The organism is Paenibacillus sp. CFBP 13594 (assembly GCF_014842675.1).
Taxonomy (GTDB): domain Bacteria; phylum Bacillota; class Bacilli; order Paenibacillales; family Paenibacillaceae; genus Paenibacillus; species Paenibacillus amylolyticus_B.
In genome coordinates, this window is the sequence record NZ_JACYVQ010000005.1 from 417,757 (window position 1) to 439,334 (window position 21,578).

At 46.2% G+C, this 21,578-nt stretch carries 20 protein-coding genes and 1 other annotated feature; of the genes, 2 read left to right on the forward strand and 18 right to left on the reverse strand.

Annotation, left to right across the window (positions count from 1 at the left end):
- Positions 1 to 288: 288 nt before the first annotated feature.
- The 3 genes from IFU39_RS18530 to pyrR all read right to left on the reverse strand — a co-directional run bounded on the left by IFU39_RS18530 (position 289) and on the right by pyrR (position 3,194).
- Entirely contained in the window at positions 289 to 1,593 is a 1,305-nt protein-coding gene (locus IFU39_RS18530; protein ID WP_192134157.1) for a dihydroorotase, read from the reverse strand.
- A 126-nt stretch (positions 1,594 to 1,719) separates the two neighbouring features.
- Positions 1,720 to 2,631, reverse strand: a complete 912-nt coding sequence (locus IFU39_RS18535) for an aspartate carbamoyltransferase catalytic subunit (RefSeq protein WP_036614815.1) — start codon at positions 2,629 to 2,631, stop codon at positions 1,720 to 1,722.
- A complete protein-coding gene (gene pyrR, locus IFU39_RS18540; protein ID WP_192134158.1) occupies positions 2,631 to 3,194 on the reverse strand; it encodes a bifunctional pyr operon transcriptional regulator/uracil phosphoribosyltransferase PyrR in 564 nt (187 codons plus the stop codon). The genes IFU39_RS18535 and pyrR overlap by 1 nt, the downstream gene beginning before the upstream one ends.
- A gap of 711 nt (positions 3,195 to 3,905) precedes the next feature.
- Between pyrR and IFU39_RS18545 the strand changes: the two genes are divergently transcribed.
- Complete coding sequence (locus IFU39_RS18545; protein WP_192134159.1) at positions 3,906 to 6,581, forward strand: YhgE/Pip domain-containing protein; 2,676 nt, start codon at positions 3,906 to 3,908, stop codon at positions 6,579 to 6,581.
- Between the two features lie 96 nt (positions 6,582 to 6,677).
- Here IFU39_RS18545 and IFU39_RS18550 read toward each other — a convergent pair whose 3' ends face one another.
- From IFU39_RS18550 to lspA, 8 genes are all read right to left on the reverse strand, one after another.
- Positions 6,678 to 7,982, reverse strand: a complete 1,305-nt coding sequence (locus IFU39_RS18550) for a DUF6080 domain-containing protein (RefSeq protein WP_192134160.1) — start codon at positions 7,980 to 7,982, stop codon at positions 6,678 to 6,680.
- A 31-nt stretch (positions 7,983 to 8,013) separates the two neighbouring features.
- Positions 8,014 to 8,331 (reverse strand): EamA family transporter, encoded by a 318-nt coding sequence (locus IFU39_RS18555; RefSeq protein ID WP_149846931.1) that lies wholly within the window; start codon positions 8,329 to 8,331, stop codon positions 8,014 to 8,016.
- Positions 8,321 to 8,611 carry an EamA family transporter gene (locus IFU39_RS18560; protein WP_197997836.1) on the reverse strand — a complete coding sequence of 97 codons (291 nt, stop codon included), beginning with the start codon at positions 8,609 to 8,611 and terminating at the stop codon, positions 8,321 to 8,323. Before IFU39_RS18560 ends, IFU39_RS18555 begins: the two co-directional genes overlap by 11 nt.
- A gap of 26 nt (positions 8,612 to 8,637) precedes the next feature.
- Positions 8,638 to 9,270, reverse strand: a complete 633-nt coding sequence (locus tag IFU39_RS18565) for an HAD family hydrolase (protein ID WP_082762814.1) — start codon at positions 9,268 to 9,270, stop codon at positions 8,638 to 8,640.
- Between the two features lie 18 nt (positions 9,271 to 9,288).
- Positions 9,289 to 10,179 carry a decaprenyl-phosphate phosphoribosyltransferase gene (locus tag IFU39_RS18570; protein ID WP_192134240.1) on the reverse strand — a complete coding sequence of 297 codons (891 nt, stop codon included), beginning with the start codon at positions 10,177 to 10,179 and terminating at the stop codon, positions 9,289 to 9,291.
- A 203-nt stretch (positions 10,180 to 10,382) separates the two neighbouring features.
- Positions 10,383 to 11,636: an LL-diaminopimelate aminotransferase gene (locus IFU39_RS18575; protein ID WP_036674844.1), complete on the reverse strand. Its 1,254-nt coding sequence runs from the start codon at positions 11,634 to 11,636 to the stop codon at positions 10,383 to 10,385.
- A 110-nt stretch (positions 11,637 to 11,746) separates the two neighbouring features.
- The gene (locus IFU39_RS18580; RefSeq protein ID WP_397376315.1) at positions 11,747 to 12,709 is read right to left on the reverse strand and encodes an RluA family pseudouridine synthase; all 963 of its coding nucleotides are present in this window, start codon (positions 12,707 to 12,709) and stop codon (positions 11,747 to 11,749) included.
- A complete protein-coding gene (lspA, locus tag IFU39_RS18585; RefSeq protein ID WP_091028497.1) occupies positions 12,702 to 13,196 on the reverse strand; it encodes a signal peptidase II in 495 nt (164 codons plus the stop codon). The genes IFU39_RS18580 and lspA overlap by 8 nt, the downstream gene beginning before the upstream one ends.
- Positions 13,197 to 13,418: 222 nt before the next feature.
- On the opposite strand from lspA, the gene IFU39_RS18590 reads away from it, so the two are divergent.
- Positions 13,419 to 14,156, forward strand: a complete 738-nt coding sequence (locus tag IFU39_RS18590; RefSeq protein ID WP_192134164.1) for a TraR/DksA C4-type zinc finger protein — start codon at positions 13,419 to 13,421, stop codon at positions 14,154 to 14,156.
- A gap of 31 nt (positions 14,157 to 14,187) precedes the next feature.
- Here IFU39_RS18590 and IFU39_RS18595 read toward each other — a convergent pair whose 3' ends face one another.
- From IFU39_RS18595 to IFU39_RS18625, 7 genes are all read right to left on the reverse strand, one after another.
- Positions 14,188 to 14,547, reverse strand: a complete 360-nt coding sequence (locus IFU39_RS18595; protein ID WP_192134166.1) for a DUF5665 domain-containing protein — start codon at positions 14,545 to 14,547, stop codon at positions 14,188 to 14,190.
- Positions 14,548 to 14,712: 165 nt separating this feature from the next.
- Positions 14,713 to 17,811 carry an isoleucine--tRNA ligase gene (gene ileS / locus IFU39_RS18600; RefSeq protein ID WP_192134168.1) on the reverse strand — a complete coding sequence of 1,033 codons (3,099 nt, stop codon included), beginning with the start codon at positions 17,809 to 17,811 and terminating at the stop codon, positions 14,713 to 14,715.
- 519 nt (positions 17,812 to 18,330) lie between these two features.
- Positions 18,331 to 18,623: a binding site (T-box leader), on the reverse strand.
- 57 nt (positions 18,624 to 18,680) lie between these two features.
- Positions 18,681 to 19,190: a DivIVA domain-containing protein gene (locus IFU39_RS18605; RefSeq protein ID WP_017687316.1), complete on the reverse strand. Its 510-nt coding sequence runs from the start codon at positions 19,188 to 19,190 to the stop codon at positions 18,681 to 18,683.
- A gap of 147 nt (positions 19,191 to 19,337) precedes the next feature.
- Entirely contained in the window at positions 19,338 to 20,120 is a 783-nt protein-coding gene (locus tag IFU39_RS18610; RefSeq protein WP_091014083.1) for a YlmH family RNA-binding protein, read from the reverse strand.
- A 15-nt stretch (positions 20,121 to 20,135) separates the two neighbouring features.
- On the reverse strand, positions 20,136 to 20,405 hold the full coding sequence (locus IFU39_RS18615) for a YggT family protein (protein ID WP_036674839.1): 270 nt from the start codon (positions 20,403 to 20,405) through the stop codon (positions 20,136 to 20,138).
- A 7-nt stretch (positions 20,406 to 20,412) separates the two neighbouring features.
- Entirely contained in the window at positions 20,413 to 20,880 is a 468-nt protein-coding gene (locus IFU39_RS18620; RefSeq protein WP_017687313.1) for a cell division protein SepF, read from the reverse strand.
- Entirely contained in the window at positions 20,871 to 21,572 is a 702-nt protein-coding gene (locus IFU39_RS18625) for a YggS family pyridoxal phosphate-dependent enzyme (RefSeq protein ID WP_017687312.1), read from the reverse strand. Before IFU39_RS18625 ends, IFU39_RS18620 begins: the two co-directional genes overlap by 10 nt.
- Between the last annotated feature and the right edge of the window lie 6 nt (positions 21,573 to 21,578).

A 21,578-nucleotide genomic window follows, 5' to 3' on the forward strand; every position in this document is an offset into this window, starting at 1 on the left:
ATGTAATCCGGTGATAAAGGCGAACGCTTTGCTTCTTCGGGTCTTTTCTGTCCGCTCCGCAGTTACGTTGGTATCCAAGTTCAAAATCATGACATTCAACTTTGCTTGTTTCGTATGTTAGACTCTCGGCATGATTTGCCTCGAGTTAGTTGAAAAGATGTTACTGGTGTAAAAGTTGTAGATTAAGTTTTAGAATTAGAAAGATGTGTTGTTTTAAAAAGTTAAGAATTACTGTTACTGTTTTAAAGATATAGAGTTAGTAATTTATAAATTTACTAAATTACCGTTTTACTGTTGTACCGTGTTATCCCACACGCTTTTGCCATCCACCCAAGTTTGTACGGCCCAGCCTTTAAGCTTCCAGCCTGTGAATGGTGTGTTTCTTCCTTTGGTTGCAAACGTTGCAGGATCAACTGCTTTTTCCTCGTTCAGGTCAATCATTGTGATATCGGCTGGTGCTCCCTCTTCCAGTTTGCCTGTATCCAGTCGGAATACACGTGCCGGATCAGCTGTCATACGTTTCACCAGGAAGTCCAAGCTCCACAGTCCTGTTTCCACAAACTTGGTGTACAGCAGTGGGAAGGCTGTTTCGAATCCTACGATTCCGAAAGGTGCCAGCTCCATGCCTTTGGCTTTTTCTTCTTCACTGTGTGGCGCGTGATCAGTTACGATCATATCCAGCGTGCCGTCCAGCAAACCTTCGATACAAGCCTGCACATCGCGTGGTGAACGCAGCGGCGGGTTCATTTTCCAGTTGGCGTCCATGCCTGGGATATCTTCATCCGACAACACCAGATGGTGCGGACATACCTCAGCAGTTACTTTAATGCCGATGGACTTCGCCAGACGAATCAGACGAACCGATTGCTCTGTACTTACGTGGCAGACGTGGTAATGAACTCCCGTTGCTTCTGCGAGCAAGATATCACGGCCAACGTGGATGGCTTCGGATTCATTTGGAATCCCTTTGATTCCGTGACGCTTCGAAAACTCACCTTCCGTCACATATCCACCAACAACCAGTGAGTCATCTTCACAGTGAGCGATCACTGGCATATCCATGCTTGCCGCGAGGCTCATGGCATCTTTCATCATTTGAGCGTTTTGTACGCCTACACCGTCATCCGTGAATCCAATAGCGCCTGCTTCTTTTAATGCGGCAAAATCGGTAAGTTCACGACCCAGTTCATTTTTTGTAATGGCTGCATAAGGCAACACTTTAACCAGATCGGCTTCTTTGGCCTTATCCAGTACCAGCTTCACAACTTCCGCTGTATCTGTTACTGGTCTTGTGTTCGGCATGCAAGCGATTGTTGTAAAACCACCTTGTGCTGCTGAACGGGCACCTGTCTCGATCGTCTCTTTGTGTTCGAATCCAGGTTCACGCAGATGTACGTGCATATCGATCAATCCCGGAATAACCAGTTTGCCTGATGCGTCTGTCACACTTTGCGCTGACTTTTCGGCATCCAGAACGGCTTGGTCTTCCAGACCAGCGATCTTTTTAATTTTACCTTCATCTATAATGATGGTTTTCCGTTCAAGTTCCCCTTTTTGGTTCAAGACGTTCGCGTTTTTTATAATCTGTAGCATAATTGCCCTCCGCTTCGGTTCTGTCCGGCTTACCAGGCAAACCGGATGATTTTCTTTATCGTGTACTCTCTTATTGCTCTATAAGAACTACCGTACCGTCAGCCTATGACCCACAGCCAGACCCTGTTACAGTTTCATCGCACGTTCCATAACCGCCATGCGGATTGGAACGCCGTTTGCCATCTGTGGGAAGATCCGCGATGCTTCACTCTCCACAACCGCGTCATCTACCTCGACATTGCGATTCACAGGAGCAGGGTGCATGATAATGGTGCTTGGTTTTAGGCGTGATGCCCGTTCTTCCGTCAATCCGTAGTGTTCGCGATAATCCTCAGCTGAAGTAATTAAGCCATGTTGATGACGTTCCAGTTGAACACGGAGCATCATGACCACATCTGCATCAAGCGCTTCTTCAAGACCGACATAAGGAGCATGCTCTGCGAGTTCCGGTGCCTGCATCGTTTGCGGAGCACAGAAGCGTACATCTGCACCAAACTTTTGCAGTGCCCACAGATTGGAACGAGCTACACGGCTATGCAGAATGTCACCAATGATGGAAACACGCAAGCCTTTCAGTTCGCCAAATGCTTTCCTCATCGTGTAGAGATCCAGCAACGCCTGTGTGGGATGCTCATTGTTGCCGTCTCCGGCGTTCACGAGTGGTACATTCACTTTCTGAGCCAGTTGTTGCAGAACGCCTGCCGGTTTCAACCGGATCACGCCTGCATCAATGCCCATCGACTCAAGTGTTCGTACCGTATCGTAGATGGACTCTCCTTTTTCCACACTGGATGCGGCTGCCGTAAAGTTCAGCACTTGTGCACCCAGGCGTTTCTCTGCCATTTCGAAGGAGAAGCGGGTACGTGTGCTGTTCTCGAAGAACATGTTCGCAACAAAGCGTGATTCCAGTACAGGAGCCAGTTTCTCTTTCTGCGCTTCCCAGTGAGCCGCTCTGTTCAGAATGGACTCGATTTCTCCTCGACTAAGTTCCTTCAGTCCAAGCAAGCTTCGGTCTCTCAATGCTGTCTGTGTAATCATTATGCTTGCTCCCCCCGGTTCTGAGTGATTTTGACTTCGTCCTGTCCGTCCGTTTCCATGAGTGCAACTTCGATCTCCTCTGATTTGGAAGTCGGCACATTCTTGCCGATAAAATCAGGTCGAATTGGAAGTTCCCGGTGTCCGCGGTCTGCGAGTACAGCCAGCTGAATGTTCTGCGGTCTTCCACAGTCCATCAGGGCATCCATCGCTGCGCGAATCGTCCGTCCGGTATAGAGCACATCATCGAACAAAATCACTTTTTTGTTATGGATCGAAAGTGATTCAGGTGTCATAATCAACATTCCCTTGCGATTCGCTTTATTTTCGTCCAAGCGGTCATCGCGGTAAGGAGTCACATCCAGTTCTCCCCAGGGGACTTTGGCGCCTTCGATTTCTTCAATCTTGGCGGCAATCCGTTCCGCGAGGTAAACCCCGCGTGTGCGGATACCGACCAGCACACAATCGTCGATTCCTTTGTTTTTCTCCAATATCTCATGGGCAATCCGTGTTAGTGCGCGGCGGATCGCCGTCTCATCCATAATGACATGTGTCTCTGTGCTCATGCGTTCAGCCTCCTCAGGATTTCCCTTCAGCATCATGGCCCCGTGACGAGGAGAAAAAAAAAGACTCCTTGCCGTGTTTATTGGCAAGGAGTCTCCGAACTTCAGACCGCTCTGAAGAAAGTTTACTCTCGGGGATGCATCGCTTCATTTGCCGCAGCAAAAAAAACGATGTATCGTTCACGTTACCTTGCCAGTCTCACGGGACTGATTTAAAGGTGCTATTCATGTCGTTCATATTGCAGGACCTCACAGGGTTCTGTAATCAACATGTCCGTTTGTCTTCATGAATTATGACAGAAAGACAACCCCCTGTCAACACCTCACCATCGCAGGTGAAAACCCTCTGCTACGTTCTTCTTAGAATCAGCAGTTAGGCTGAAAAACATCCATGCACAATACATCTCATTGGTTATTCATAATTATACAACATTTCTGCATATTTATCCATAGGCAAATGAGAAATTTGATATAACCAAAATAAACCTCTGACTATACTTAAGTAGAGACAAAACACTTCTTTTGAGAACAAACGGTGAGTTTCGTTTTACGCGATATATGAAGGCTGTGAATTAGTACATAGTGAAATGGGTACAGTTTATAAACATGAACCCATTCATAGATGCTGCAATAATGCCGATATACATAAGATTCACAATTATGCGACATAGAAATAAGATACGCCCTACATTTATGTACATTTAGGAGGAAGTCATGCGTCACATTTGGCACGTTTACAAAACAGACTGGTTACATATTCTGAAGGTTCCCACAGGTATATTTCTAATTGTGGCTATTATTCTACTCCCCGGGGTGTATGACTGGGTCAACGTGAAGTCCGTATGGGACCCGTACAGTAATACCCAGGGGATCAAAATTGCTGTGACAAGCGAGGACGCGGGTGCGACTGTTGAAGGAACCAGTATTAATATCGGAAACGAACTGGTATCCAGCCTCAAAAACAACGAAAAGTTGGGCTGGACTTTTGTAGATCGAGCTGAGGCTAGTCGGGGGGTACAAACAGGACAATATTATGCCAGCCTGCTCATTCCCGGAGACTTTTCGTCCAAAATTACAGGTATCGTTGACGGAAAGCTGGAACGCCCAGAGGTAATCTATACCGTTAATGAAAAGGTGAATGCCATTGCTCCTAAAATCACTGGCTCTGGTGTATCTGCCATAACAACACAAATCAATGAAAATTTCACTGAAGCCGTCAGTGAGGCCGTTCTAACCAAGTTGAATGAAGCCGGGGTTGAGATTAATTCCCAGCTTCCAACATTACGCAAAATGGAGAATGGCATTTTTACACTGGAGAAAAATCTTCCGGCTATTCAAGCCGCAGGTCAAAAGGTTCTGGGAGTAGAAAAAGCCATGCCCGAGATTGTAAAAGATGCTCAAAAGATCGTTGACATCGAGAAAAAACTGCCTGAAATCAATGAAGCAGCACAGTATGTGCTCAAGGTGCAGGAGTATTGGCCACAAATTAATGATGCGGCTTCCGAGGTGTTGGCTATTCAAGGGCGGATACCGGATATACAAAAAGCGGTAGAACGCATTCGAGAAGTGGATGAAAACTTTGGTCAGGTATCAGCTGTCATCCAAACGGCGCTGGATAAAACCAACAAAGCTCTGTCTATCGTAACGGCCGCAGAACAAGATCTGGACAAAGTATCACAAATCGCTGGCAACGGGATTGAGCTTGCAGAGGGATTAAATCAGTTCGTGGATTCCAGTGAAGAAGCGTTTCAGACAATTAGCCCGGCGATCCACCAAAATCTGCTGCTGGTGCAGCAGATTACTAACGCTGCAGGAGACGTATTTACACAATTGCAAAATTCGGATCTTAATAACCTGCCTATAGCAGAAGATCTCGACCGGATTGCTTCACGTTTAGGGATTGCGGTAAAACTCGTCGACAGTATGGCAGAACTACTGGGCAAAATAGACAACTTGCTTCCAAGCCATCCACTTGCCGATAAAATTACACAACTGAACTCCATTTCAGATAAACTTCAGTTGCAAATCCGCTTGGCTGGCATCATCAGTGATGCCATGCGTCGTAATACAACTCCACCGACAGACGTCATCGCTCAGTTAAATGCTCTCTCGAAGGACATTAGCAGCGGGATTGGCAATATCTTAAACACCTATGAAAGTGAAATATCGCCTGCACTTGCAGCTGGTGCGGATAAACTCAGGTCTATCCTCTCCACTTCATCAGAAACTCTACAAGGAGCAAAGGATCGTATTCCGGATATTGCGGACATTCTGGCATCAGCCAAAGAAGGGATTATGTTCGGGCAGACCGAGTTGACAAAAATCCAGAGCGAACTGCCTCAAGTACAATCGAAGATCCATGAGGTATCAGAGACACTCGCGAACAAAAGTGAAGGTTTTATCCAAGCTTTGAACACCGTGTCTTCATTAATTCGAAACGATCTGCCCAAGCTGGGAAACAAACTGAACGAAGCCGCTGATTTTGTTCGTAATGATCTGCCTAATGCCGAGAAACAGATAGGCAAGGCATCCGATTTTGTCCAGAACCAGCTTCCGGAGGTCGAAAAAGGAGTACATCGTGTTGCCACGCTGGTACGTGATGATCTGCCAGCATTAGAACGTGCCATCAGTAAGGCTGCTGACAAACTTCGGGAAGTCGAAGGTAATAACCAATTTGCCGAACTTGCCAAACTTTTGCGTGGCGATATCGAAGAAGAAAGTGCTTTCCTTGCAAGTCCGGTGCAAATTAAGGAACAACAGCTTTACCCAATTCCGAATTATGGATCGGCTATGTCACCATTTTATGGCGTGCTGTCCTTGTGGGTTGGCTCAACACTGCTGATATCTCTGCTTCGTGCCGAAGCCGAAAATCCAGAGGGCAAGTTCCGGGGATATGAGTTGTATCTTGGACGTCTTGCTACTTTTCTGACCATTGGGTTACTTCAGGCGTTATGCGTCACCCTCGGAGATATCTTAATCCTGGGTACCTATGTTGCAGATAAACTGTGGTTTGTCCTGTTTGCCATGCTGGTGAGTGCCGTATTTGTCACCATCACGTACACCCTGCTGTCCGTTTTTGGGAATATCGGAAAAGGGATCGCCATTATCTTCATGGTGTTCCAGTTCTCCAGCTCCGGCGGTACGTTCCCAATCAGCATGACATCACCCTTTTTCCAGGCATTGAATCCGTTCATGCCCTTCACGTATGCAATCAGTCTGCTGCGTGAGTCGGTAGGCGGCATATTGTGGTCTACTGCCATCAAGGATATTCTGTGGTTGTGTATGTTCATCGCGCTGAGTCTCATTGTTGCTCTCACTTTGAAACGTCCACTCAGCAGTCTCACCAAACGTTCAGCCGAGAATGCCAAGAAGACCAAAATTATTGCTTAACTCATTTGCTCAACACTAAATAAGATAAGGCCATTGGACTTTCCATCCCATGGCCTTATCTTATTTCATTTCATTATATGAATCGATACATTTTGATTATTTCACTGAGCGTTCCTGTTCCAACTGATTATAGGATTGTTTGATTGTTATTAATGTTTCTACATGGCGATAGATGTTGTTACTTGCCGTAACGATAACACATAACATGATCAAGCCTATAACCACTTTTTTCCCCAATCCCGGACGAAGGCTGATGACAAAACCTCCACCCAACAGGAAGAACGCAAACAGATAATGCCCCGCATACAGGTACATATCATATTGAAATACAGCCAAACCAAAGCCCACGACTACGTGAAGCAAAAAGGCAAACAGAATATATGGCACAAGGGTCCACACTTCTCGTTCACGAATTCCTTTAATGAAGCCCATGAATGCCAGTAGTAAAATAAAGATACCTGTCATCTGCACAACGATTGGATTGGAACGGGATAGATCCGTAACAAAGGCTGCCATGCCCGGGTCCAGTAAATGCATCTTCGGTGTCAACATCGGATTAATAGTTAGCATGTTCAATGCTTTCCAGTGAACAGCGAACTGGAATGGTGTTGCATAGCTTGTTCCACCATTTTGAATGCCCAACAGCCAGTTACTTACCCAACTGCGACCTCCAAAGGCAACATACTGAATACCAGTTAATACGACGATGATCAGAACCGCCAATGCCATGATACCGATGTATTTTTTCAAATTCGTCTTATTTCGCCATGCATGCATATTGAAGAATGTGGCAGCAGCAAATGGTACGATATTGGTCGAGGTTAGTCCAAAGTTAATCGATGCAAGCAATGCATTGGGTACATAACGTACGTCCTGACGCTCACGAGTATACTGCATGTAAACTACAGAGAGAAGGATAACGAACTGTACGTACGGATACGAGTCCGGAATCAACGCAGTATACATCAGGTAGGAACTGAAACCAAACAGTAAGGCCAACAGCAACGGTACGATGGTCGGTTTATCTTCTTTTTGACTCAGGAACAGATAGGCCAGCACCACCGAACCGGCATTTATCATCGATTGCAAGATTAGAAAGAACCAGTTGCCTCCCAGCAGTTTCGCTACAGCCGCAAGAGCGACTGCGAGAAAGGAAATCAGCGGATGGATCACGGAAGAACTGTTGTCCCCATAATACATTGAAGGATCAAAGTTGAATAAATTAATTGGAAACAGCGTTGTATTAAATGGGCTATACGCCCCCAGCATCTCTGCATTACTTTCAATGTACAGAACATACGAGCCGTTCATTAAACCATAGAACAAAGCAAATCCTGCAAACAGGTAAAAGGCTGTCCAGTTGGCTCTGCGATTATAAAATAAGTAATCTAAAAAGTTCATGCTTTCATTTCACATCCTGATTAATTAAGTTCTAGAACACCAATAAACATAGCCCGCCCATAATACATGCCACACCTATCCAGCGTAAAGGGCCCACTGTCTCTTTAAATACCAACATCGCAATGATGAGAGTCCACACATATGTTAATGCGTTCGCAGGCAACACTACGGTTAAGGGAAGAAACTTCAACAACACAATATTCAGCAACGCTCCGGTTCCGTAAAATCCGAGTCCCATGAGTACATGCAGGCGATTGCGACTGGATGCATAAGCTTTCAGTCCGGCCCCGCCCAGTGCACCACACAACGTCATGACAATTAATACGGCAACCATCCAGCTATCGATCAACACTGGTTAATGTCACCCCGATTCCAAGCAACACAACTGCTGCCAACTTCTGCACCGTAATTTCTTCCCCAAGCAAAAAATATCCATAGATTAAGGCAAATACGTAGCTGGCACACATCAGAGGATAAGCAACAGAGAGTTTTTCCAGAGCAAAAGCTTTAATCATCAAAATCGCTCCAAGTCCATAACAAAGAAAACCAACACCCAGGTAGATCCACTCGGTTAGTCCCCATTTCCAAAACAATTGACCCGTTGCTGTCAGAAAAGCGGAAACGAGCATCAACCATTTACCGGTATGACGCGATTTTATTTCCCCCACGTTAATGCCTCCATGTCCGGAACACGCTTGTTAATAAAGTATCGTTGACTCACTAGCTGCATGACTGGAAGATCGGATAAGGAGTCCGAGTAGGAACATGACTGGTCATAATCAATGACCATATTTTTCTCACTCAGATAAGCCTGAATTCGGCGTACCTTCTCTTCCCCTTTGCAATTGCTGCCATCAATTCTGCATGTGTAACCATTCTCATGTCGGACAAGTTCAGTTCCAATGACATGATCCACCCAGGGAAAGTTTTTAAAGTATTTCATATAGGCATGCGGAGATGCGGTTACCAGCAAGACATGATAGCCTGCTTCTTTACGATGTTGCATCTCTACACTGGCCTCGGCAAAAATGGATGTACGCAAGCGGGTATCAAAGAAATGTTCGAGATCTTTTTCAGACATACGCTCAATTTCTTGAAAGTAGGATCGTTTGACTTGTTCAACCGTCATGAAGCCTGCCTTGAATAACACGGTATGTAATGCAATGACAGGCAATCTCCATACCTGCCACGGGTAACGGCGAACACCGTAATGCACAAATTGAAACATGGAATCACTGCGTATGATCGTTTTATCAATATCGAAAATTGCGACTTTCGTGCTTTTCACCCTGATCCCCCTCAGCCTTTATTCAAAGATTGCAAAGATTGTAACAACACTTATCACATACAACATAACCGTAATTAATATGGGCTTGTCCTCAAACAGCACACGATCGGGCGAACCTCCCTGGTTCTTCATGTGGATCAGATACAGGTAACGGAACATGCCGTAAATGACTAATGGAATCGTCCACATGAGATGAATGGTTCGATCTGAAGTGAATGTGAACAGGGAATAACTGATAATCGTAGCTGTCGTCACAATCGTATTGAATTGATCCAGTAACGTAATGGAGTAGTTATCCAAAACCTTACGATGTGATCCCGTATTTCCCTCAAGCAACGTAAGTTCATTTCTGCGTTTGCCAATGGCCAGAAATAACGACAACAGCATAGTACAGATCAAAAACCACGGTGTGAACGGCACATGGATCAACACACCACCTGCAATGGCACGAAGTACAAACCCGGCTGCAATGGTCATCATATCTAGAATAACGAGATGTTTCAGCACAAATGAATACGATACATTCAACAGGAAATAGACGATACATAACACCCCGAATAGAGGGTTCATCATGAAAGCCGTTCCTACGGAAAGGATTAATAGAATAATGCCAAACAACAAAGCATGACTCGGATTCACTTGCCCAGAAGCCATAGGACGATACTTTTTCACCGGATGCTGTCGATCCCTGTCCCGGTCTACAAAGTCATTTAAAATATACACACAGCCTGCAACAAGGCTAAATAGAATAAAACCGAGCAACGTCGCAAGAATGGTTTCAGCCCGAATCTCCTCAAAAGAGAATAATAACGCAGCAAATAACAGCAGATTTTTAGTCCACTGTTTGGGTCTTAACAATCTGAATAATCCTGACACTGTACTGCCTGTTCCTGTAGTCGGTGAAGACACCGTACTTGTTCGTGATGATAACAATTGTAATAACTCCCTTCAAAAACAACTTCTGTATATAACAAATAACGTAAAGATCTAATCATATGTTGCTTGTATAATTTTGTAAAGGGAGTAAATGAAAAAAATCTAATATGGGCATAAAAAAAGAGACCGTTTCCGGTCTCTTCGTTAATACGTGATTTAACTAATGGGTAATGCGATTAAAATTCAAATTGTACGTCGCTCAGTCGACGTTTGATTTCAGCAATAACACGTTTCTCTTCTTCTTCACCCTTCGCTTCAAAGGTTACGGAGAAACGAACAAAGTTACCAGCATCATCCCAAGGTACGGATGAGATCAGTTTCTCACGGATCAGGAATTGGGAGAAATCTTCGCCAGATTCGAAGCGACGTCCGCCAACCACTCCTTTTGGTGCTTCTACATACAGGAAGAATGAACCTTTGGGTTTTTCAGCCTGGAAGCCCAGTTCGTTCAATGCGGCAACGAGCATATCGTGACGACGGGAATATTTCTCTGCAATTTTTTCCGTAATTTCAGGGTGATTCAATCCATAAGCAGCAGCCTTTTGAATCGCGATGAACTGACCGGAGTCATTGTTGTCCTTCACGTCACTGAATGCTTTGACTACAAGCGGGTTACCCGCTACGAATCCGATTCTCCAACCTGTCATGTTGTAGGACTTGGATAAAGAGTGCAGCTCTACGCCGACATCCTTCGCACCAGGTACCGATAGGAAGCTGAACGGTTTTTTGCCATCATACGTCAATGCTGCGTATGGAGCATCATGTACAACCACAACGTTGTATTTCTTAGCCCACTCAACGACTTCAGTGAAGAACTCCACCGTTGCACTTGCGCCTGTTGGGTTGTTCGGGTAGTTCAGGTAGAGCAACTTCGCACGTTTTGCGATGTCTTCCGGAATAGCCGTCAGATCAGGCAAGAAGTTGTTCTCTTTCGTCAATTGGATGTTGAACACTTCTCCACCCAGATACTTTGTATGTGTACCCATAACCGGGTACCCCGGAACGGTCATGATGGTCACATCACCTGGATTGATGAAGCATGAAGGCATCATCGCCAAAGCCGGTTTGGAACCAATAGAGTGCACGATTTCAGTATCTGCATCGATACCTTCTACGTTAAACACGTTTTTCAAGTAGGAAGCAGCAGCAGCTTTGAATTCAGGAATACCATTGTCGGCATAACCACGGTTCTCGGGTCTGGAAGCTTCTTCTGCAAGTGCAGCTACAATGCCTGCATCCGCCATTTCGTCCGGTTCACCTACACCAAGGTCAATCAGTTCCACATCGGGAAAATCTTTTTTGGCCGAAGCTTTGGCACGTTTGATTTTCTCGAATTTATAAATGTTCGTGTCTTTACCATAGTTGGAGCCACCGATACGGTCGGCAAAATTAGTCTGAATGTAAGTTTCTTGATATTTATCGATACTCATAACGTTGTTCATCTCCTCATTTGACGCAAATTTCTACACTTTAATATGAAGCATTTGCGTAATCAAAGCCATGGACAAAGTATCCGAACATTTGTACTTTCTTGGAGCTGTTAACGGCTGCGTAGCGAGGCAAGCACGTCTTCCATATCTTGCGGAATCGGAGCTGAAAATTCAAGGTATTCTCCCGTTGTTGGATGCACAAATCCAAGAATGGCCGCATGAAGAGCCTGTCCTTGCATTTTGATGCCTTTATTCCGTCCATAAGTTGGATCTCCTACAAGCGGATGACCAATAAATTTCATGTGAACCCGAATCTGGTGAGTACGTCCTGTCTCCAGTTTCAATTCCAACAAGGTGTAATCATTAATCCGCTCTGTAACGGTAAAATGCGTAACGGCATGTTTACTGTTACGTTCTGTGACCGTATACATTTTGCGGTCATTGGTATCTCGTCCAATGGGTGCATCAACGGTCCCTTGATCATGGTTAAGATGACCATGTACAAGCGCGATATAACGTCTGTTCACCGTATGGTCTTTCAACTGGGCAGCCAGTGATGCATGCGCACGATCGTTCTTGGCAGCCATGATCAAACCTGATGTATCTTTATCAATGCGATGCACAATACCAGGACGCAACTCCCCATTAATACCCGAGAGGTCTTTGCAGTGATGCATAAGTGCATTAACGAGGGTACCCGACGTATGTCCTGGTGCCGGATGCACCACAAGACCACGCTGTTTGTTAATCACGATCAGGTCGCTGTCTTCATATACCACTTCCAGCGGAATATCTTCAGCAACGATCTCCACAGCAGCTGGTTCCGGGATCTGTAACTCAACCAGATCCCCTTCGGATAACTTGGCGTTGGCTTTGACTACAGCACCATTTACCGTAACCATTCCGTCTCCGATCCACAATTGAACCTGGGAGCGAGATACGTTATCCACAGCTTCCGTAATATATTTGTCAATTCGTTCTTTTTTATGTTCAGCGGCAACGGTCCATTCCATACGTTCATTGCCATTCATTAGTTCTTCGTCGTTAATCTGTTCCTTATTCGGATTACTCATGATGTTCATTCCCTTCAATCTTCGCGGCTGCTTTTTCGCGCCGTCCTTCAAGCAACGTCTCCACAATGATCAACGCTACACCGATGCAGATTGCCGAATCGGCGATGTTAAAAATGGGAAACGTATAACTCCCAAAATTAAGTTGTACAAAATCTACAACTTCTCCGGTCAATGCCCGGTCAAGGAAGTTGCCAATTGCTCCACCAAGCACCAAACTAAGCGCCACAGGCAGCAATTTGTGCGGGGTATCTTTTACCTTTTGCAAATACCAAATCAAAGCAACGACCACAATCAACGTAACCACGATAAAGAACCAACGCTGGTCTTGCAGAATGCCAAATGCTGCTCCTGAGTTACGATGTGATGTGATGACAAAGAAATTGCCAATGACCGGAATTTCTTCTCTGAGTTCCATCCGGGTTGCAATCAGATACTTGGTTCCCTGATCCAATAAAAATACGATAAAAGCGAGGATATAATACACCACGTTTGTTTGTCACTCCGTTCTTGTCTTTTCCAAACGATACCAGGCTTACGCCAGACTTGTTTATTGTAGCACAGCTGTTTGGAAATCGTCCACGACGCACTATATCAGCAATGCTTATGGCAAAAACGATAACATTTCCCTTCTGTAATCTTGCCCTAAATGGCACATCCTACAATAGAGTCAAAATCCGGATTCCAGCATGAAAGCAGAAAGGGGAAAATCATGTCACATTTTACTAACGAACAACTACAATTTTTACGTTCCCAACTGATGTCCGATAAGCGCGATATTGAACATAGACTTTCGGAAACCGAGCATTATGGCCTTGGAGACTCCCTTAAACTACAGACAGGTGAATTATCACCGATTGATAACCATCCTGGCGACTTAGCCACGGAAGTGTATGAGCGCGAAAAGGATATTTCCCTGCTGGAACATGATGAATTCCAATTGGAGCGAATCGATTCGGCACTGCACTCCATCGAAGAAGGACATTATGGTACATGTGCGGTCTGCCAGCAACCCATTCCTTATGAACGCATGGAAGCTGTTCCCTACACCAAATACTGCAAAAAACATCAACCGGAAACCGTTGTCTCCGAAAACCGTCCTGTAGAGGAAGAGTTCCTTGCCCCGGCATTTGGTCGAACCAGTCTGGACGAGCGTGATGACCAAAACGGCTTCGATGGTGAGGACACCTGGCAGATTGTTGAAAGCTGGGGCACTTCGAATTCGCCAGCCATGGCTGAAGGACGCGATATCGACAGCTATGATGTTATGGCCATTGAAGCCACCGATGAAGTGGAGGGCTGCGTTGAAGCGTACGAAAGCTTCGTTGCAACAGACATCTATGGTCATGACGTCTCCATCGTGCGCAATCGGCAATATCGCCAGTACCTGGAGAACCGTGAGGGCGAGGGTCTGTTAGAACCGGACATGGAGACGGATGACATGTACTAAATGCACTCTGATATCCTTCACCTTTAATCGCTTAGTAGGTGTTCATATCAAGCTGACGCTGGACAATGCGCACAATATCAGCGATGTAGTCTCCAACAATGGGAAGATTGAGCGCCCCAAGTAGCTGTAAAACGTAAATGATCGTTGCTGCGAAAAAGGTAAACCCAATCGCGATCCCCACACCTCGTGCGGCTCCAGACAACAAGTTAAGTCCGATTAATTTCCATGGTCTGTTCAGCAATTCTGTGTATTGCGCAATGCGTGAACGTTCCAGTTCATTCGCCAGACGGTTCGTCAGGGTATGTAGCTCTTCAATTTTGTCATGGGAACTCGGATTATCTGATGTTGATTGTTGTGAAGTGGATACGGTTTGCTTATCATGTTCGCTCATGTTTTGGTCAGTTCCTTTGATCAATATAGATTGACTGCATTATAGAATCATTGCCTTTTTGCTTAAAAAACAAACGAGCCCAGAACCAGGGAATATGTCCCTGCCTCTGCGGCTCGTTTGTTTATACTCTATATTCTATCCCTGTTGAATGGGACATGCTCCGAATTACGCTTCGATGTAAATACCGATCGATTTGCCTCCAGCTTCAACACGTTCCATCGACTCATTCGTACCAAATGTCACTTCGGTTACGAGAACATTTTCACGCAATACATCATCAAACGCCTGAATTGCTTCCTGTAGGGATGCATCTACATCCAGTGTCAAACGTACTCTTTTTTCAATCGGCAAGTCGAGTCGTTTCCGGGTATCCTGCACAGCACGAACCACTTCACGGACCCAGCCTTCCTGTTCCAGTGATGCTGTGATTTCGGTATTGAGCGCAACCGTCAGACCGTAACCTGATGCAGAAGCAAAACCTGATTTAGCCTGCTTATCAACCAATAATTCTTCGCTCGTCACTTGCAGCTCTTCGCCTTCCGGAGAAACAATGTTCAGCACGCCTTCCGAAACCACTTTACGCGTCTCATCGGCCGACATTCCCTTGAAGAAGTTTTGCAAAAATCCTACGTTTTTACCGTATTTCTTACCTGCAACTTTCAGATTCAGCTTCAATGTAAAGTCAACGAATTCCGCATCATTATGCTCCGTACGGATTCCTTTTACATTGATCTCTTCCTTGATGATCTCTTCATAACTTGCCAGGTCAAATCCTTTATCCAGAGAAACGATCAATTCGGACAGCGGCTGACGTGTCTTGATGCCTGTTTCGTTACGAACGTTACGGGCAAGTTCAACCACACGGCGAGCCGTCTCCATATCCTGTTCCAGACCTGCATCAATCAGCGATTCATTAGCTACCGGATAGTCTTCCATGTGCACACTCTCACCTGTTGCAAGGTTCAGATAGATGTCTTCTGCCAGCATCGGTGTGAACGGAGCAACCAATTTCGCAGTAGTCACCAGTACCTCAGTCAATGTGCGGTAAGCGTCGAGTTTATCCTCTGTCAGGCCACTTCCCCAGAACCGGTCACGGGAACGACGGATATACCAGTTACTCAACTCATCAACAAATGCTTCAATCGCTTTGGAAGAGTTCAGATAGTCGTTAACCAGCAACGCTTTTTCTACAACCAGGATCAGGCTGTTCAGTCTCGACAGAATCCAGCGATCCAGCTTGTGTGCGGACAGTTGGAACGGGTGCTCCTGTGGATCAAATCCATCAATGGTAGCATAAAGCGTCAGGAATGCATGGGTGTTGACCAGCGTATCCACCATTTTGGATTTGGCTTCGCCTACGATACCTTTGGAGAAACGTTTGCTGTTCCACGGTGCACTGTCAGACAACAAAGCCCAGCGGAATGCATCTGTACCATATTCTTCAATCACTTCCCAAGGATCGATAACGTTACCTTTGGATTTGGACATCTTCTGTCCGTTCTCGTCCAGAACGTGTCCTGTAGCCATAACCGCTTTGTAAGGCGCTTTGCCTGTCAAAAGGGTGGAAACCGCCAGCAAGCTGTAGAACCAGCCACGTGTCTGGTCAATTCCCTCACAGATCATATCAGCAGGATACTGCTGTTCGAATACTTCTTTATTTTCAAATGGATAGTGCTGCTGAGCAAACGGCATGGAGCCGCTGTCGAACCAGACATCGATCACTTCCGGTGTACGTTTCATCTCATATTTGCCACAAGAGCTCATGACTTTAACGTCATCCACATATGGTTTATGCAATTCAAGATTCTCAGGCACATCACCTACCGCACGGGCACGCAATTCTGCAATGCTGTGTGGAGCAAATTGTTCGCCAGTCTCCTCGCACACCCAGATGTTCAGCGGAGTCCCCCAATAGCGATCACGGCTGATATTCCAATCCACCAGATCCTCAAGGAATTTCCCGAATCGACCTTCACGAACATGACCTGGATACCAATCCACTTCACTATTGTTTGCAATCAGTTGGTCCTTGATGGCTGTTGTTTGGATAAACCAGCTGTCCATTGCATAGTACAGAAGTGGTGTATCACAACGCCAGCAGAATGGATAGCTGTGCTCATATTTTTCTTTGCTGAACAAACGTCCATTCTCGGACAAGTATCGCACGATATCAATATCACAATCCTTAACGAAACGTCCGGCAAAGTCAGTAACCTCAGCGACAAATTTACCTTCCAGGTCCACCATGTTCACAAAGCTGATCCCATTCTCACGGCATACACGGTAGTCATCTTCACCATGGGCAGGAGCCATGTGTACGATACCCGTACCACTTGCATCCGTTACAAAGCCTGCGCCCAGAATGATGTTTGCTTTCTCAGCCTGTACATAGTTAAACGGAGGATCATACGTTTTGCCAACCAGATCGGCACCTTTCAGTGCACCGATGATCTCATACTCCCCCTTGGTATCTTTCATCACTTTTTCAACCAGATTGGTTGCCATGATGTACACTTCATCACCTTGACGAACACGGGAGTAGTCCATATCCGGATTCACGGCAAGTGCAACATGTGAAGGCAGCGTCCAAGGTGTTGTTGTCCAAGCCAGTACAAATTCTCCGCTGTCATTCAGTTTAAATTTCGCTGTAGCGCTCAGGTCCTTGACGTCTTTGTACCCTTGTGCAACTTCATGGGAACTCAGTGTCGTCTGGCAAGATGGGCAATACGGACTCACACGGTGACCACGATACAACAGGCCTTTCTCATGGATTGTCGCCAGGATGTTCCATACACTCTCAATATAGTTGTTATCTAGAGTGATATATGGGTTATCCATATCCGTCCAATATCCGATGCCTTCTGTCAGATCACGCCATTGTTGCTCATACTCGAATACGCTCGCTTTACATTCGTTAATGAATTTCTCCACGCCGTAATCTTCGATTTCCCACTTGTGGGAGATACCAAGCTTCTTCTGTACACCCAGTTCTACTGGCAGACCGTGTGTATCCCAACCCGCTTTACGAACAACACGGTAACCCTTCATCGTGTTATAACGACCAACGAAATCCTTGATTACGCGTCCCAGAACGTGACCGATATGCGGTTTTCCGTTCGCTGTAGGTGGCCCTTCATAAAATACGAAGTTTGGTTTGCCCTCCCGGTTTTCGATAGATCTTTTGAATGTATTCTCCGTTTTCCATTTATCTAACACGCGTAATTCTCTGGCACGTGCCTTCTCTTTGACGTCAACTCGTTGCATGATGATTATCTTCCCTTTCTTTGGTTAGATTGTGGACCGTCCACAAAAAGCGTTTCAATCCCCCTAAATCCCCCTTGCCAAGGGGGACCCCATAGGCGCTCCGCCCTCTGGACACCCGGAATCGGTTGTCGATTGGGGAACAGTTGCGCCGCTTGTGGGCGAGGGTTTATGTGCGTAGTGGCGGCCATTTTGAGGCTGTTCCCTGCGTGAACGCCGCATGGCCTTACCGCGAGGCGGGTGTTGCCGGGTGCTTCGCTCACCCGTCGGGTGGCTCTCTCCTTGAGGTCCCTTCGGGCCTCATGGACGTTCGCCTTGGCGAAACCCCGGCTGCAGGGTGCTTCGCTCACCCGGCGAGTGGCTCTCTCCATGAGGTCCCTTCGGGCCTCATGGGCGTTCGCCTTGTCGAAACCCCGACTGCAGGGTGCTTCGCTTTCCCGGCGGTTGGCTCTCTCCTTGAGGTCCCTTTGGGCCTCATGGGCGTTCGCCCTTTTTTTGAAAACAAAAAAAGCCCCATCCCTGGAAAGGGACGAGGCTATACTCGCGTTACCACCCTAATTCTGTTCATCACAAACCACATCCAGGCAAGCCTGGGTATGCTCTGTCATCAACAGCGCTTATGCCCCGCTATACTACCGCAGGGTGCCGTTATAACGTACGGCTTACGGTTCGGCTTACACACGGCATTCAAGATCACCGCTTCAGCGTCACTTCTCCGGGGAGATATTCGGCTATAACTCATCCATTGGTTTGCACCAACCACCAACTCTCTGAGGGATGAGATCATAACGTACTGAACCCGTCATGGAATCACTATTCATTATGAATATAGTTATAGCCTCTTTGCAGACAAAAGTCAACCAGGCGACAGACTAGTAAATTTCTTTCATCTCCCGCTCACGGTCACGCACTTCCTGCTCCCGGCTCTCCAGCACTTCCCAACCATCCTGAGTCAACAGTTCAAGCTGCGCTTCAACAAGCGTGCGGAAACGGGCACGATAAATCGAGGCCTGCTTTTTCAGTTCTTCCACTTCCAAAGCAATTTTACGCGATTTTCCCAATGATTCGTTCACGATCCGGTCTGCATTTTTCTCTGCTTCCTTCACGATCAACTGCGCTTCTTTCTTCGCATTACCCTTCACATCATCAGCAGCTTCCTGCGCAATGATGATCGTTTTGCTAAGCGTCTCTTCAATTGTAGAAAAATGATCCAGCTTTTCCTGAACGGACAGCAACTGATTGCTCAGCTCTTTGTTCTCGCGAATGACGCCTTCGTAATCTTTGATGACTTGATCCAGGAATTCATTGACTTCATCCTCGTCATACCCGCGCAAACGTCGGGAAAATTCCTTGTTGTGTATGTCCAGCGGCGTTAATGGCATGCTGTCCACCTCCTGTTAAAGTTCCTTCTCGTCCAGAGAAGGTTTGCAGCATAAATCTTTGACTTAATGTATATCGGATACACCGCGTATTTTCTACACCTTTATGATAAACATTTCGACAAGAAAGCGGATTTTCCTGCAACAGACTCAGGCAAATTTGCCGATTTTCACTCGGCAGCGCCCTTTTTTAGTCATCCCATCCTGTTCCATAACCTTGAAACGGCCAAATCCCTGAATGGATACGACATCACCCGCTTTTAGCGATTTGGAGGGATCTTCCTCAACTTTCCAGTTCACACGGCAGCGACCAGCTTTGATCGGCACCAGCACTTTACTGCGGCTAAGCCGATACACATCTGCGCAGATTCCATCCAAACGAAGAGAAGCGACCGTAATGTCCATCGTCTCCAGTTTGCTCTCTGACCATCGCATCTGATCCAAAGGAAGTAACTCTGTGAACACATGTAACCGATGCACCTGATTCAGTTGAAGCGATAAAAAAGCGCCGGTTTCCGCCGCCACCACTGTATGGCAACCGTCCTCCAGCACTTGGATATCCCCGATCTTTCCACGTTTCATCCCAAGCCCGAGCAGGGAACCCATATAGTCCCCATGTTCCAGCTCCGAGATTTTCTGATCATCAGACGTGATACTGAGCACCTGCATTCCCATATCCTCATCATCCAGATACATATAATCAGGTGCAACCAGCGCACGCTTGCGTTCAGCAGCTTCGTAACCACCATCCAGACGAATCTGAACGTCGTTACGACGATTGGCAAGAGTCTGTAAGATAAAAACCTGTCTTGGATCAAGGAAGTCAGTTAGCTTCATGTCATGATACTTGCCTGCCCGCTCAACCCAATCCGAAGCCTTATCTACAAAATCTCGCTCATCATGGCTAAAATGTTCGTAAATTTCACCGCTCATCTATATCACCCTACCCTAATATGCAAAATACCGGAGTATGGAAATCAGCCCATTAAGCGCGAGTTGGAGAACGATCAGCGCCACAATTGGGGAAATATCCAGCACACCGAACAAAGGGGGGATAAATCGACGGAATGGTCTTAGATATGGCTCCACTAATTTGCCCAGCCATTCACCGATGAAGCTTTCCCGCGCATTGGGAAGCCAAGACATCAATATGTAGACAATAACCATGTAAAAGTAAATCTGGTATAACGTGTACAACACGCTTTCGATCTGATACAAAAGTGGCTCACCTCATTCTGTTATAATCTTGCTCGCTGTCAGCCAGTATTTCCGTAATTGAGCCCTGAATTTCAACCGTATCTGGCGTACAGAGAAAAATGTTTCCGCCGATTTTGGAAATACCGCCACCCAATGCATATACCGTGCCACTCAAAAAATCAATAACGCGCAGCGCTTGGTCCTGGCGAATTCGTTGCAAGTTCACCACAACAGTACGATGCGAACGCAGATGGTCGGCAATTTCCTGAGCCTCGTCATAAGAACGCGGTTCATACAGGACAACTTTAACATTTTTCTGGGAATGAATGCTCACCACATTATTCCCCCTTTGGTTTCTACGTTTATCGAGACTGGAGGTTTCAGCTTCCTGATGTTCAGACTCATTTTCCTCCTGCGCAGCCATTCGTTCACGTTCCACAATCTCTTCCTCTTCCTGAAGTCCGAGGAAATTCATAAATTTATTCATTACGCCCATCGTGAACCCTCCTCTTTTCCTACGAGAATCGATCCTAGCCGTACCCAGGTTGCACCTTCTTCAATGGCCACTTCAAAATCATTGGACATCCCCATTGACAGCTCAGTCAATGGCTCTGCTGTAAGGGCTTGTCCATTCAATTGATCTCTCAGCTCACGCAATCCACGAAATACGGGACGCGTCAGCTCCGGATCTTCCTCATGAGGTGCCATAGTCATCAGGCCAACGACCTTGAGATTGTTGAACGAACGAATATCACGCAAAAAAGAACTTGCCTGTTCAGGCTGTAATCCATACTTGCTCTCTTCACCCGAAATATTCACCTGCAAAAACGTTTCCACCTGGATGCCAAGTGAAGCTGCTTTTTTATCCAACTCCTTCGCCAATGACAAACGATCCAGTGAATGGATGTAACGAAACTTGCCAATCACGTCTTTCACCTTGTTTGTCTGCAAATGACCGATAAAGTGCCAGGTACCCTGCTGACCAAAAGCTTCCCATTTGGCCTGTGCATCCTGCCACCGGTTTTCTCCAATATGCTCAAGACCATGATTCAGCACCGATCCCGTTGTTTCAAGTGAGACATATTTCGTGACCGCAATCACATTCACATCATCACGATGACGGTTACTGCGCCGACATGCGTCCTCGATCTTCTGATTTACCTGTTGAATACGCTCCTCCAATGACACAGAGGG